The organism is Agrobacterium salinitolerans (assembly GCF_002008225.1).
Classification (GTDB): domain Bacteria; phylum Pseudomonadota; class Alphaproteobacteria; order Rhizobiales; family Rhizobiaceae; genus Agrobacterium; species Agrobacterium salinitolerans.
Map to the genome: position 1 here is coordinate 39499 of NZ_MRDH01000015.1, position 14746 is coordinate 54244.

At 51.0% G+C, this 14746-nt stretch carries 11 protein-coding genes and 1 pseudogene; 1 reads left to right on the top strand and 11 read right to left on the bottom strand.

Annotated features, from left to right (window positions below):
- Positions 1-16: 16 nt before the first annotated feature.
- The 10 genes and pseudogenes from BS627_RS12030 to BS627_RS25065 form a co-directional block, all read right to left on the bottom strand.
- The gene (locus BS627_RS12030; protein WP_077983468.1) at positions 17-1021 is read right to left on the bottom strand and encodes a glycosyltransferase; all 1005 of its coding nucleotides are present in this window, start codon (positions 1019-1021) and stop codon (positions 17-19) included.
- Complete coding sequence (locus BS627_RS12035) at positions 1018-3204, bottom strand: glycosyltransferase (protein ID WP_077983469.1); 2187 nt, start codon at positions 3202-3204, stop codon at positions 1018-1020. The genes BS627_RS12030 and BS627_RS12035 overlap by 4 nt, the downstream gene beginning before the upstream one ends.
- Positions 3205-3233: 29 nt before the next feature.
- Positions 3234-3983 carry an FkbM family methyltransferase gene (locus BS627_RS12040; protein ID WP_077983470.1) on the bottom strand — a complete coding sequence of 250 codons (750 nt, stop codon included), beginning with the start codon at positions 3981-3983 and terminating at the stop codon, positions 3234-3236.
- 228 nt (positions 3984-4211) lie between these two features.
- Entirely contained in the window at positions 4212-5201 is a 990-nt protein-coding gene (locus BS627_RS12045) for a lysylphosphatidylglycerol synthase transmembrane domain-containing protein (RefSeq protein WP_077983471.1), read from the bottom strand.
- Positions 5198-5905, bottom strand: a complete 708-nt coding sequence (locus BS627_RS12050) for a glycosyltransferase family 2 protein (protein ID WP_077983472.1) — start codon at positions 5903-5905, stop codon at positions 5198-5200. The genes BS627_RS12045 and BS627_RS12050 overlap by 4 nt, the downstream gene beginning before the upstream one ends.
- Positions 5902-6918, bottom strand: coding sequence for an NAD-dependent epimerase/dehydratase family protein (locus BS627_RS12055; RefSeq protein ID WP_077983473.1), 1017 nt, complete (start codon positions 6916-6918; stop codon positions 5902-5904). Before BS627_RS12055 ends, BS627_RS12050 begins: the two co-directional genes overlap by 4 nt.
- The gene (gmd, locus tag BS627_RS12060) at positions 6918-7922 is read right to left on the bottom strand and encodes a GDP-mannose 4,6-dehydratase (protein ID WP_077983474.1); all 1005 of its coding nucleotides are present in this window, start codon (positions 7920-7922) and stop codon (positions 6918-6920) included. Before gmd ends, BS627_RS12055 begins: the two co-directional genes overlap by 1 nt.
- On the bottom strand, positions 7919-9133 hold the full coding sequence (locus tag BS627_RS12065) for a DegT/DnrJ/EryC1/StrS family aminotransferase (protein WP_077983475.1): 1215 nt from the start codon (positions 9131-9133) through the stop codon (positions 7919-7921). The genes gmd and BS627_RS12065 overlap by 4 nt, the downstream gene beginning before the upstream one ends.
- 192 nt (positions 9134-9325) lie before the next feature.
- Positions 9326-10648: a hypothetical protein gene (locus BS627_RS12070; protein ID WP_131829417.1), complete on the bottom strand. Its 1323-nt coding sequence runs from the start codon at positions 10646-10648 to the stop codon at positions 9326-9328.
- A 435-nt stretch (positions 10649-11083) separates the two neighbouring features.
- A pseudogene (locus BS627_RS25065) lies at positions 11084-11497 on the bottom strand (transposase); the annotation flags it as partial.
- A gap of 541 nt (positions 11498-12038) precedes the next feature.
- On the opposite strand from BS627_RS25065, the gene BS627_RS12080 reads away from it, so the two are divergent.
- Positions 12039-13802, top strand: a complete 1764-nt coding sequence (locus BS627_RS12080) for an ABC transporter ATP-binding protein (RefSeq protein ID WP_077983478.1) — start codon at positions 12039-12041, stop codon at positions 13800-13802.
- A gap of 83 nt (positions 13803-13885) precedes the next feature.
- Here BS627_RS12080 and BS627_RS12085 read toward each other — a convergent pair whose 3' ends face one another.
- The gene (locus BS627_RS12085; protein WP_077983479.1) at positions 13886-14656 is read right to left on the bottom strand and encodes an IclR family transcriptional regulator; all 771 of its coding nucleotides are present in this window, start codon (positions 14654-14656) and stop codon (positions 13886-13888) included.
- Between the last annotated feature and the right edge of the window lie 90 nt (positions 14657-14746).

The window sequence follows — 14746 nt, forward strand, 5'->3', positions numbered from 1 at the left end:
ATCGCCATACCAACCCCTAATAGGGCCGCGCTGCCAAGCCAACCAATTTCCCTTCATTTCCAGTGGGAGATAAGCCTATGATAGATCGCCAACTCAAAGCTGCTTCACAACTACTAATCAACCGGTCAGGTAGAATGACACTAAGAGGTTCGCGCGCTGAATCTGGCAGCGCAACGCACGCGCCATACTGCCACATTGCATATGCGATTTTGCCTGCCTCTATCAGAGAGGAGTCTAGTGCATTCGCAAACATCTGCAGCGCCTGAGGTAAATCGTTTGTCAGTTGAAGTGACGCAAATCTCTGCCGGACCAAACGGGATGCCGTCAGTTGTGCGGACTCGTGCTGTGATGACACTGAACTTCCACTCACGCGATACTGGTAAAGAGGCTTCTCAACCATTGCAGGCTTGAAAAAACGTAGCCATGTACCCCATAGAGCGTAATCTTCACAATGCTGTACATCTGCCGCGTGAGAATATCCTCCCAGCAACTGATAAATCTCTCGTCGCGCTACGACGCTGCCGTGGGGAAACGGGCAGCCGCCTTCCACAAAAAAACTCAATATGCCCTTCCAGTCGCCTGGACGAATGTGATTGTCGATGAAGCCGCCCGTGGCATCAACGCGACTCATACCTGTAGCGACTATCGAGAGATCGCTATCTTCGGCAAATAGCTTCATTTGGTCTCGCAGCTTGCCGGGTAGCCAGCAATCGTCTGCGTCCATTCGACCAATGAACTCATATCGAGCATGCTTTATCCCGTGATTAAGAGCGAAAACAATACCACGATTGTGCGGCAATCGGATCCAACGCACCAAGTTTGCGGCAGAACCGACTTCATCCTTGAAATTTTCAACGGCTACAGGGCTACCATCATCAATCAGCAGTATCTCCAGCGGACCAGCATACTCCTGATCAGCAATTGATTGAATTGCGACCTTCAGCAAACCGATACTTTCTACTGATACATCCCTCATAAACACTGGCAGCAGGACGCTAATGCCGGGAAAGCGATCGTTCATTTTATCTCCAAGGGCCGGAAGAGATTTCGTGTCGCGTCAAGATGGGCAATCTCGTGAACATTCAGCGCTTTGCGTCTGTCTGTGGGGAAGTCTAAGACTTCCGCCCAAAACTGCGAAGCTCCAATTTTTTTTGCTTGGGACTTTCCACGTAAAACCACTTTGTTCGTACATTCTTCAAAATGAGCGGGATCATTCCTTTGGGTGGTATTGCCATCTCCTAACAGCCTGTACTCCGAAACGACCTCAAACAGAGGGACACCTTTCCCTCCAGCCCCAACAATCTGCACCAAGAAGTCCCAATCCTCAAGGTAATCGAGATCTTCGTCAAAACTGAGGTTCGATCCCAACACCAATTCAGTCCGCAGGAGATAGCTATGTATGGGTATAAAGTTGCCAACAAGAAGTGCAGTTGCTGGCAAGAGATTGTGCTGGATAAATGGCGCACCGAGCTGTGGCAAAGCGTTTGTCATACCATAGGCGAAATCAGCATCGTTCATTCTCACTGCGTCCGACAGTTGTTCACCAAACCGCGGAAGTAAATGATCGTCGTCGTCGAGAAAGCAAAGAAAATCATATGCGTCGGCGTGGTCTTTAAGATATTGCAGACCAACATTACAGGGATAACCCCGACGCCTGCCTAGGTCAGGCGCCGAAAGAACTACGGGTGAATTGTCCGCACCCTGGAAAAAATTAGCGGGCAGATTTCTCGCTACAAAATCGCGGGCAGCAACGCTCCCGTGAACAACGATGCAAGGCGTCATTGCGATAGATTGATCTCGTACCGACTCGACCGCCGAGGCCAAAAGTTCCATGCGTTTCCCCTGTGTGCGAATAATGCACAGGGCGGTCGGCGTTTCTCTCAGTTTTGTTTTTGAGAACGCACACGGGCGCTCGATTTTAAATTCATTGCGGAAAAATTCCATGCGCACTTTATCTGTCAGACGTGCCTGACGCTGTCGACGGCTAACGGAAACAGATCCGCCATGCCATCGATATCTATAAAGGTGATCTGAAATGCGCCCCAATTTTTCTTTAGCTGAAACCCTTAAAGCAAGATCGTAATCCTGAACTCCGGAGAAACTCTCATCGAATCCGCCATATTCTTCAAACATGTCGACTGAGAAAGCGACAAGGTGACCCATCACCATTCCCGCACTGAAAATTTCCGTAGGCGCGTTATCCTGTTTTCTACGACGCAGTTCTGTCCCGGCATCGTCGATGTCGATCATAGCCGAACTGAAATATCGAACTCCGGGATTTGCCTTTATGGCTTGAGTTACCACATCGACCGCGTTCGCTTCAATCATATCGTCGCAATCGAGCAACATCACCCAGGCGTTTCGTGCCGAACGAATCCCTTTATTCAAAGCAGCTGCAATGCCTATATTTTCGCCATCCGAAATTATCTGCACATGCCGGCGCAGGTCATCGGGAATAAAACTTAACAGATCTTCTTTCGAAAAACTCGGATCATCGTTCACGACTACCCATTCAGGAAGGTCAGCAACGTTTTTGGCCGCCTCAAAACGAAAGAGCGCGGAGACGCTTTCTACGCATTTACGAAAGAAAACATCATGCTTGAAAAAGGGAGTGACTATGCTGAAGGTTGGCGCAACATTGGTCGGAATACTCGCCCGTACGGGTGCCCGTTCGAGAACATTGCGCACGACAGCTTCGCTGCCAGCAAGTATATGAAGGGGCTTTATGGAAAAATCCAGCTCCGAAGATCCAAATCGCTGACATATGTCCTGCGTCGCGAGGTCGTAAGCCGACGCGCCGCTGTACCCATTAAGACTGGAACCTGAAACCGAGGAGTTTCGAATAGACCTGAGTATACGTCTATATTTTTTTTTAACACGGAAATAAATTGAGAAGGGAAATCTACCGGCCCGGCGAGCCAATATTTGACTCAGACGGTGCAGCTCACTCAGAATATGGTTATCTGCCCTCAGCGACGCAATTTTGATGGTTAGACTATTTATTTCTGAGTTCTGATCGTCGATTTTCTTCTTAAGATCTTGAATTTTACGACTATTTTCAGCCTCAGTATACTCTAACAACCGATACTGAATATCAAAGTCTTTGTTGCCAAGTTGACCAGAATGGGCATTTATTCTTTCGGCGGCAACAAGTAATAGATCTTTATATTTATCAGTAACTCTGTTTTCTCTCGAATTTTCCATAAATCTCTCTCCATCTCCACCGCGAAGAACTAAGTCATCAAACAAGTGGAGAAAATATTCTCACCGCGGATCACGAAATCTCTGTTGGAAAATGCAATCGCTCGAAGAAAAGGGGCAAATGAAAGCTCCCCAGGCAACATCCAATCGTGCGGCTCGACGATTATAAGCGGCACCTTGTCAATCCAGCCAGTGTCATAGCTGAAGACATCTTTCTCCGCACCCTCAATATCAAGCTTGACAATGAAGGGTGTAAAAGCGCCGGAAAATTCGTTCAAGATATCCCCCACTGTTATTGAAGGGATTGCGTCGACGCCGGCCTGCTCTTTATCCAATGCGTGTGTGCGATAGCCCCATTCACCTTCAGATGGATTCGTAACCTCCACTAAGCCAAAACGGCCGCCGAGCGCGAAAGGGAGGGGCAGAATCGGTAAACCTTCCGTGTTGGCGACCAGAATTCGAAAATTGCCCAGTTCTGGTTCAATCGCAACAACCAATGAATCAGGCACCTGTGCCACGAAGCTAATTGCGGAAAGTCCAATATTTGCACCCGCGTCTACTATTAGCGGCCTCTTCCCTGATTGGCGTATATCGCTTAACTTCGACAGTAATTTACCTTCACAGGGCAGGCCGGAAAGACTAAATGCGTTGTCCACAAAAATCTGGCCAACGATCTGAGAGTCCGTTGTCCCTCGCCGGATAAACAAGCTGCGCTGCACTTGATTAACTTCAACGACGAGCCGGTCTATGTATAAGCCTTCCCCGAATTCCATATCGTTCATTTCCAAATTTTAGCCCTCAGGAAACCTAATATCTAGTCCATACGATTTTAGTCCTACGCAGTTCCGACGGCGAACTTATGCAGCAACTAAAAAGTACGTCGCACTTACAAAGCTCTCCAGAATAGAAGTCACACCGTCCAACTCAAGTTTTCCCACGACTATAATCGTAACATCTTTGCATCGTCTCTATAGAACAGATTCCCGCCGTTTTTGAGAACGAGATGGCTCTCAGCCATTTGATGCTTTGGCTGTATCTTCATTCTTAGATGTAAAAAGCCATAGAACCGCACCTGGAAGACTCGCTATGAGATACGCTACCCCTAGCAAAATCGAAGCAAGCGCTGCATGCCCGCCATCGACGCCATAAGCCGAAAAAAGTCCAACTGACGCCATCTCACGCAGGCCCCATCCACCAATTGAGACTGGTATCATTTGAACGAAGGTAAGAGCAAGCGCCACAGTGACTATGGTGAAGGTCGATTGATCTATAACAATCGCGCGCGCTACGATGACGAAGGCCAAAACCGAAAGGAGATGAACACCTACAGCATTAACAAGCACAATAAGGCAATTAGTCCGGCTGTTGAGTATAGTAAGCATGAAACGCAGGCCAGTCGCGATTTTCACCATGAGCGGCCGCTCGCTAAATTTTTGCGGAAGCGGCTGCTCAAGCCGGCGAGCAAGCAGGTAGACGATGACAAGACCCGACGAAAGCGCCAAGGCAAGCGAGATAGTTATATATCTGTCAACTAGGCCATTTATATAAAAGACGGAGCCAACCAAAAGGATGGTGAGCGCAACGAGCGCGACCAAACGATCCACAACAACGCTGGCGATCGAGACATTGATGGGTACGCCACTACGCTGTGCATAAAATATTCGAATGGCATCGCCACCTACACCGGCGGGCAGAAACTGGTTCGCGAATACGGATACCCAAGTGATATTAATCAACCCACCAGTTGGCGGGCGCATGTTGTATGCAATCAGCACATGACGCCAGCGGATGCCGATCAACACCGGTTGAAGAAGCAAGACCGCCGAGGCGCAAACGATCGCGGCGACATCCACGGATGTGATAGCTGGCAGCTGTGAACTGAACTTCAAATAGAGCACCACCAAAATCGAGACGGACACCACGGTTTTGAGCGCAGCCGGCAGTGGCAGTAAAACGCGCGAGCGATTTTCTCCTATGATCCCACTCCTAGAACCAGTCATGACGCAGTCGCTCTTATAAACAGTTCTCGCCAAAACGCCTTGATAAAGCGGAGCCCAGTAGGGATACTATGCGCCTGTGTGCCGCCAGCCACTCGCTGATGCTCAATGGTTGGAAACTCAGCGATCTTAAGACGGCTTTTAAATGACCTCATTGTCATCTGATATTCGATTGTATAGTCGGATGCGTCCAACGCCAAGCGACTTGCCGCAGAAGCAGTAATCGCTCGATAGCCGTTGATGGAATCAGTTACGAACTTCCCTTGCCTGCGGAATGCAATATTGGCCAGGATGTTAAATACATTGTTAGCCCACTTTCTGGGCTTGAGGAAATTGACGTCCTCTTCATTTACCGCGCCCTTCATCATTCGTGACGCAATTACTAGATCAGCGCCACTTTCAAGCAGCGGCCGAAATCTAGCCAAATCATCGACATCTTCGTTACCATCCGGAGAAAAGAACAAAAAAGCATCTGTATCTAGCCGTTCGAACGCAATAAGAAAGGCTTCCCCCCTGCCTCGCTTACTCTGGCCAAGAACGTTCACCCCACGCTCGATAAAATATTCGACTGTCCCATCCGTGGAACCACCGTCAATAACGACAACCTCATCGAAACCGGACTCGGGCCCTGGCGCTGGCAGCCGCGGGTAGATCACCTCCACACATTCTCGTTCATTTCGGGTAAGAATGCACAACGTAATCTTCATGCCAGATACCACTCTATCGTTTTACGAATGCCGTCTTCAAAGCTCACACGCGATCTGTAACCTATCAATTCCTCTGCTAGACGAGTGTCGCTGGCGCGACGTGGCTGACCGGTTAATCCCTGAGGATCGAAAACTGGCACAATTTCCGTCTGCCGAATTTCACTTACAACATTTGCTATAAGGCTCGCCGCTTCTAATACTGTGGTTTCCTTCGAAGACCCAATATTAATTGCAACCCCATCAGGCGCACGCGCGGCCACCTCAAGCAGACCACGGGCGAAGTCGTCAACATAGAGGAAACTACGAGAATGAGAACCGTCTCCCCAAACCTTAAACCTTCCATCAGGGCTCTCAATTGCCTTGCGAATGAGTGCCGGAAGAACGTGGGATGTTTTCAGGTCAAAATCGTCGCGAGGCCCATAGGCGTTGTAAGGACGAGCGATAGCAACGGAAAGACCGTATTCGACTATTGCCGATTGCCCTACAAATTCTTCCATACGCTTCGCCCAGCCATAGCCTGAATTAGTCGGTTCGGGTTGATCCAAAAAACCTTCACTTTCCGGCGTTGGTACCGAGCAATGCCGTGGATAAACGCACGCTGAGCTAGTCGCTAGGAAACGGTCAACACCTGCTTCTGCAGAAGCGCGTATGACATTGAAGAAGAGTTCCATATTGGTCATGAACATGGACGCCGGGTGCGCCGCGTTCCATTCGATGCCCGCAACAGCCGCCGCAAGATTTAGAACGACAGACGCCTTTTTTGCAACTAAAACGGTACAGGAATAATCGCTGATATCGCCTTGAATGATCTCAACGTCGGCGCCGGCGGCCTGAAGAAAGGTCGGCTGAGCCTGTCGGCTTAGAACAATTGGCGACGCACCCAGCGCAATCAGATGTTCAACGACGTGACTACCAATGAAGCCCGAACCGCCAAACAACGCGACGCGTCGCCCCTTGAAAAACGACCGTGTCTCTGGATGAAAGTCCTCGGCGGTAAGCGGGCTACGATACATTAGGCGGCCATCCGATGAGCTTGATTTTCCAACTCAAGGTCAGCGAATACCATCATGCGAACAAGTTCGTCGAAGGAAGTCCTTGGCTCCCACCCAAGCTTCGCCTTTGCTTTGGAGGCGTCACCGATAAGTAGATCGACTTCGGACGGGCGCAGATAGCGCGAGTCAAATTCTACGAAATCGCGCCAATCAAGATCAACGAGCTTGAAAGCGCGGTCCAGAAAATCTTTCACAGTCCAAGTTTGGCCGGTAGCTATTACGTAATCGTCAGCATTATCCTGCTGTAACATTAGCCACATTGCCTCAACGTAGTCGCCAGCAAAGCCCCAATCACGCTTTGCGTCGAGATTGCCCATATAGAGTTTTTTGTCCTTGCCAGACAAAATTCTTGCCAAGCCTCGCGTGATCTTGCGTGTCACAAATGTTTCACCACGACGCGGGCTTTCGTGATTGAAAAGAATCCCGTTCGAAGCGTGTAGATCGTAAGCCTCACGGTAATTGACCACCTGCCAATGAGCATAGACCTTCGCGCAAGCATAGGGCGAACGCGGATGAAATGGTGTCGTTTCGCTCTGCGGAACCGCCTGAACCAGGCCGTACATCTCCGATGATGAAGCCTGATAAAATCGCACCGTTTGAACCGCGCCAACATTCCGAATAGCTTCCAACATCCTCAGCGTGCCAAGCCCAACTGCATCCGAGGTGTAAACCGGCTCATCGAAGGATACGCGCACATGACTCTGGGCCCCCAGATTGTAGACCTCATGCGGCTCAATGATTTCGATAAGCTTTTCTAGCCGGCTACTATCGGTTAAATCTCCATAATGGAGTTTAAGACGCGCGTCACTCTCATGAATGTCTTTGAAAAGATGAATGATACGGCCGCTATTGAAGGATGATGAGCGTCGAATGATGCCATGCACTTCGTAGCCTTTATTCAGGAGAAATTCCGCCAGATAAGACCCGTCTTGCCCAGTTATCCCGCTAATCAACGCACGCTTCATTTGAAATAATCCATCACAGCTTTGGTTATGTATGTTATGTCGTTGGTGGTCATCAGCGGATGCGTGCCCCAATAAAGCCCCGTATCCATCACACGATTTGCACCATCAAGTGGTGCCGGTACCACATGATCTACAACATTCATAGCCGGTTGGCGGGCGAGATTGCCACAGATGATCGGTCGCGTTTCAATACCCTGCTCTTCGAGATGTGCTAGTAGCGCATTGCGTGTCTCCGTGCTCTCGCAGAGAACAGGGTAACCAAAAGGCGCGGCATCACAACGCTCGCTGAAACTCATCGTTACAAGCTTGCCCGACTCACACAATGGCTTCAGGGCAGTGTCGAGAGCCGCCCCGATCTCGCGCCGACGTTCATTAAAGCGGTCAAGCTTGCCCAATTGAACAAGGCCAATCGCGCCATTGATTTCGGTCGGACGTACATTAAATCCGGTCGTAACAAAATGAAAACGGGGATCAATATGGGGATTGGCTTCAAGATATTTATTCGGATTGCGCATATGCCGCGTCCAGCCATGCGATCGGACCGCCGTCAAAAGATCCGCAAGATCATCGTCATCGGTTACCACCATACCACCTTCAATGGTTGTGATATGATGAGCAAAGTAAAAGCTGTAGGTTCCGATATCGCCAAATGAGCCGACCTGCTTACCGTCCCAGCGCACGCCCAGCGACTCACAGGTATCTTCAATGAGCCATATATTGCGGCGATCCGCGATCTCGCGCACCGCACTTGCATCAACCGCACCGCCAAGCACGTGAACAATTGCGATTGCCCGTGTTTTATCCGTAATTGCTGCCTCAATGGCTGCCGGATGAACCTGAAGCGTCGCGGGATCGCAGTCAACGAATACAGGAACGGCCCCCGCCTGGACAAATGGCCAGACCGTGGTGGACCATGTTAGCGCGGGAACAATGACCTCGCTGCCCGGTTCAATGCGACGACGCCCCTTTGGATCATTAAGCAATTTGTTTGCAAGGGCAAACGTCGCGATCAAATTTGCGGAAGAGCCGGAATTGACCATAAGCGCATGTTTGGAGCCAACATAACGCGCGAATTCAGACTCAAATTCGGCGCATTTCTTCCCCATCGTAAAAAAGCCGGAGTCCAGAACGGCTTTGGCCGCAAGAATCTCCTCGCTGTCCATAACATTCACATTCAGCGGTATCGCTGGATCACGCGTGCCAATCTTCATCGTAAATCAAATCCGCAGGTTATCTGTTTCCAAAAGTCCGTCACCCTCTAACGAAAAAGGCCCTCCCCTGCAACAAGAAGCTGCCGCTGAACCCGAACTGGGGACGGACGCTATTAGAGTTATGCAACCAAGATTAGCGGATTGGCCTATCCTTCCTCTTCGGAACGCCTAAACGCAAAACTGCGACGTATCTCAAGGCCCTCGCTTGGAAAAAATGTGGATAGACGGATCAGCCGGGAGTTCCTTAGTCACTTTGTCGGAAATCCTCAAGCTCTGCTCGAAAACGGACGCATACCTGTTGGCCCAATCTGGCGCATCACCGGGGACTGGAAACTGACCTAGTACATAATCGGCACTTGCCAACCTCTCGAGGGACTTCTGCGGCGATTTTTCGGAAACAACGTCATAAACAACTGTTCTGATTTGCAACTGGGAATATTGCCTCCATTCCAACTGCTGAGCTAGCAACAACGTCTCGATGTTGAAGTGGGCACTGTCAGTTGCAACGTATAGTGTCGCATTTGCATGTGCAGGCAAGGTTGCAATGGCAGCCACACTTGTCCGGAATTTTTCAAGATCGAGACGCCCCACTGCGGGGACAGCAATGAGCAAAGCGCATAAGAATTTCATCGTCGGCGAAGGACCAATAGACAACGAACCGTTCCGCTGCGGTGCGATCGAACAAGCAGCACAAAAGGGCAAGGTTAGCCAAACGAGCCAAAAGAAACGGGGATCCTTGTTCGGGCTTGTCGATGAGATGACAAAGTAGACCAAAATCACCAACGCAACTAAGAGACCTGCGATAGCTCGTTCGCGCTCTAATCCGCGCGCTACGGCAAATACCACGAGAAGCAAAATCCCGACCCATAAACTCCAATTTTGAGCGCAGCTGTCCAGTATAAATCTGAACGGGGATAGTCCATCGTTATAAAAAGACGAAAGCGGGCCGAACGACGAATTTTTAGCATGAGCCAGGTAAATGTCACCGTAACGAATGAGAATGATCGCTAACGGAATTAAGAAAACGAGAAGGGAAAGCAATTTCATAAGCGTCATATTAATACCGCTGCGCAAAATCGACATCCATATTGCTATCGGCGCTATTAGTATTGCAATGACGGCATAGGTCGTTTTGGAAAGCATGCCTATCGTAATCAGAAGAGCCCAAATCATGCCGCGCTTCACCGATTCAGTAGGCGACAATGTCGAATTCTCATACTCAACGAAAACAAACGCGATACTACAGGCTACAACGATAGCCAGGAGCCCATCAACCATAAAAGGAGCTCCGCTTGACCACATAGACGGAGTGGTAATCGCGAAACAAGCAGCCAAGAGAATGGCTATGTAAGGGACCTTTGCAAGTCGAAGAAAATAATGCAGAACCAATATCATAGTGGCTATGGCCAACGATAACATGAATGGCGCAACGCTCAAACTTTCTAACCGCAATTCACTTGGTCCGGCAGGTATCAACAGCATCGCCATGATAGGAGATTTGGCAATCTGCCCCATGCAGCCTTCCATCCCTTGAAGATTGGCATTCCAAAAAGATCTCGCCAGACATATCCCGTTATGCAGAAAAAACGTGTCGTCCCAACTGGGACTAATGCGTTGCCAAGAATTTGCCAATGGGGACAAAATAATGAGGAAAATTATGGCCTCAACGCGCTGCACTCCACATGACAGCGTCTTTATTATTTCCCGCTCCACAGCATTTCCTTTGTGTGTTTTGTACATTCCGCAGCGTCAATGAGTGTGGCTTTCTAGTCTTATGGCCCGGCCGTAGCAATGGGGAACTAGTTGAATTTCACGCCAGCGTCTTTTCCGCCTCTGGCATCCGATTTCAAGACTATTCTGGCACTTCTTTTACCCGAGAAAGTTTTTGCGAATTGCGCGCCCCGAAACGCGACAGCTCACCTCGCCTTCATAGCCACGCGGGATACCTCAGATGCTGAGCTCGACGTCGAGTAGCTTGGATTGCAGAAGCTTGCGACCAACAAGAAGGGCTCGAGTTTCTTGGGCCACTGCCGATTCTGCGAGGACCGGACAATACCACCCCGTTCGAAGGAGTTGCGCTATCCCTCATGCGCCTCTGCCGTCGGTCTTCACCGTCATCACTGAGAACGCCGCCTTCACCTGCCGGTTCTCCAACAAAACCATATCATGACCCGCAGCAACAAGAGCTGTATGCAGCCATCGGGACAACGGGCCCGCTTCAAGGCCGATGCGCTCTACCCGAATATCCAGTTGAGCAAAATACCCAACCAGCCATTCTGGCTCCCTGCCCACCTTAACCTCGCGAACCAGCTTGCCTGTCGTGTCCACCACCCAGACGTTGCTCTCTTTCAGCGAGACGTCGATTCCTGCACACTATTCCATGGCTGCTCCTCTCGTGATGCCTGAGGACGATCGCTCGGACCTCGTTCAAAACATCATCATTCTTAGCCACAGCCACCCAACTGGCTACTCATGAGGTGCCGGTCCACTACGGCATCTAGGACGCGCAACTTGGGCTTTCGTTGTGAAGTAGTGAATTGGCTCAACCGGAATTTCTATATCACTATGGAGGAAGACTTGAGGACGAAACAGGGGAAGATCAGCTTCACCCATTCACTGCCTGCCAGTCGACCCCTGACATATTGACAGACAGAATGAGGGAGACTATCTGCTAGCGACCAATGTACGTCATCGAGTTGGAGCTATTAATCCTAGCAGAGGCAGTTTTCCGGATTACTTTTCGCACTCGCGATCTGCACATCGCCGCGCGGCGCGGATTGATGGCCTAACGAGGTGAATTCGAGTGACACACTGACTATGTGACAAAATGATTAACTTTGCCATAGGACGGTGAGCAAATCTTGCTATGCAACGCTATTTATCTTGAACTCGCAAGGATATTGCAGTGATCGGATCATTTTTGTCGCCAGACGACAAAAAGCTGCTAACGCGGCTGTTTAAGGAAAATTTCAAAAAACACGTTGGCTGGTATTCTGCGGCAATTGCTGCGATGCTCGTTGTCGCTGGCATGACTTCTCTCAGCGCATGGATAATGCGTGATATCGTCAACAGCGTTTATTTAAAGCAGGGTTTCGATGTAGTTCTCGAGATTGCGTTTGCAGTGGCAGCCATTTTCATAGTGAAGGGCCTGGCCACCTTTGTGCAGAGCTATTATCTAAGCAAGGCTGGCAACAGCATCGTTGCCGAGCAGCAACGTAAGATTTATGATCGGCTGTTGAAACAAGGAGTGTCCTTTTTTCAGAACCTGCCGTCTTCCGAACTGCTAGTGCGTGTAACCTACAACGCGCAAGCTGCCCGCAGCGTCATAGACACGATCGTCACCTCTTTTGTCCGGGACCTTTTTTCGCTCCTGGGACTGATCATCGTGATGTTCGCCCAGAATTTCCTTCTGAGTGCGATTTCCATGATTATTGGTCCGTTGGCGATCTTCAGCGTTCGTCTCGTCCTGCGTCGTGTTCGCAAGATCATGGAGGCCGAACTCGCCTCGCTGGGTGAAATTGTCAATGTCGTTCAGGAAACGAGTATTGGCGTTCGCGTCATCAAGGCATTTTCGCTCGAGAAACTGATGCGCCAGCGCATGAACAAGGCGGTGTCAGATGTTGAGCACCGTGCCAATGGGATTGCCAAGCTCGAGGCAGCTACGAGCCCGATCATGGAAACCCTGTCTGGCCTTGCCATCGCAGTGGTAATTGCTGTCTCTGGATACACCGTGCTCGAAAAAGGCGGCTCCCCCGGCGATCTGATGGCATTCATTACCGCTCTTCTCCTAGCCTACGAACCGGCTAAGCGACTTGCTAGAATGCGCGTACAGATCGAAGGCGGGATGATCGGCGTGCGTATGATGTTCGAGGTGCTGGATGCGCCGCTAACACTAACGGAAAAGAAAGACGCAGTAGCGCTCCCGAAGGCAAGCGGCGATGTCGAACTCAAGAACGTCAGCTTCGAGTACGTGTCCGGTCAGCCGGTTCTCAGGGACGTCAGCGTCCTTTTCGAAGGCGGCAAAATGACGGCGCTGGTCGGCCCCTCTGGCAGTGGCAAGTCGACTATCATCAACCTCATGATGCGTCTTTACGACCCACAGAACGGCTCTGTTGAAATCAACGGCACGGATCTGCGCGATGTTTCCTTTGCCAGCCTGCGTGAACACGTTTCTTATGTAGGCCAGGAAACCTTCCTGTTCTCCGGAACGGTCAAGCACAACATCTCCGTCGGTCGCGACAATGCGACAGAGGAAGAGATCATCGCTGCAGCCAAGGCCGCAAATGCGCATGATTTCATCATGAAGATGCAGGACGGATACGATACCAGGCTCGGTGAGAACGGCTCGGGTCTGTCGGGCGGTCAGCGCCAGCGCGTGGCCATTGCTCGCGCAATGCTTCGAGACGCGGATATTCTGATCCTCGATGAAGCGACGAGTGCGCTGGATTCCGAATCCGAATCCCTCGTGCGCGATGCGCTGGAGCGTCTGACGCTCAACAAAACATCCATCGTCATCGCCCACCGCCTTTCCACCATCAACCGCGCCGACAAGATTGTCGTCATGGACAATGGTGAAGTGGTCGAACAGGGCAGCCGGCGTGAATTGTTGGCGAATGACGGTCTTTACAAGCGGCTCCACAGCATCCAGTTCGACGCCGACGTCGCTTGACACCAAAATGAAATCGGGCGGCTCTGCCGCCCGAATTTGCTTTTCGGCTATCTTAAGCTTGAGCCCCAAAATAGCCAGATTAGCTACCAGGCGATTTCCATGTCACTCGCAGCCCTTGCCAGAAGCGGCAATATCTCCGCCACACGCTCATCCGTAAGACGAGTTAACGGCGCCGCCACGCTCATGGTGCCGACAACCTCATTCCCTTGGCGGATGGCGACAGCAATTGCTCCCACTCCCTCCTCGGCCTCGCCAACTGCACGGCCGTAACCGAGACCTGCAACGGCGTCGAGTTCCCTGTTGAGCGCCTCGATTGTGGTGATGGCGTTGGCGGCCTGATGGCCAGGCTGGCCCAATCCAGCTTCGAGGGCGATCCTGAGCGCCCTCTCCCGCTCCAGGCTCGCCAGCCATATTTTACCGTTCGCCGTCGCATAGGGTACGATGCTGGCGCTCATATCGGGTTCAAACACCAGGCCTGAGCGGCGACCGCGGGCGGAGCCGACCCAGACAAGTCTATTATTCTGCACAGCCGTCAAACGAACGAGTTCGCGGGTGCGTTCGGCGAGCGCATTGAGGATCGGCTGGCGCAAATCCGAGACCTGTAGCCGCGCCAACTGCTTCTGTCCCACCAGCGCCATACGCATGGTCAGCGCGTAACAATCGCTCTCAGGGCTCTGCCAAGCCCAGCCATTGTCAATAAGCGAGGTCAGGATGCGGTGACATGCACTTTTCGGTATGTCGAGCTGATGAGCGACATCGGATAGCTTGAGCGGCTCCTCGGCCAAGGCGAGGAGCTCCAGCATGGCGATCGTCCGCTCGACGCCGCCGCTTGGCACATTGGTCGTCCTGTCCATTTCATTCTCCGGTCGCATCTGCGTCACCAATTTTCAGCAAAGGGCAACGCATCATTAAGAGGATATAGGGCCCTTCTGGCACCGCTTAAC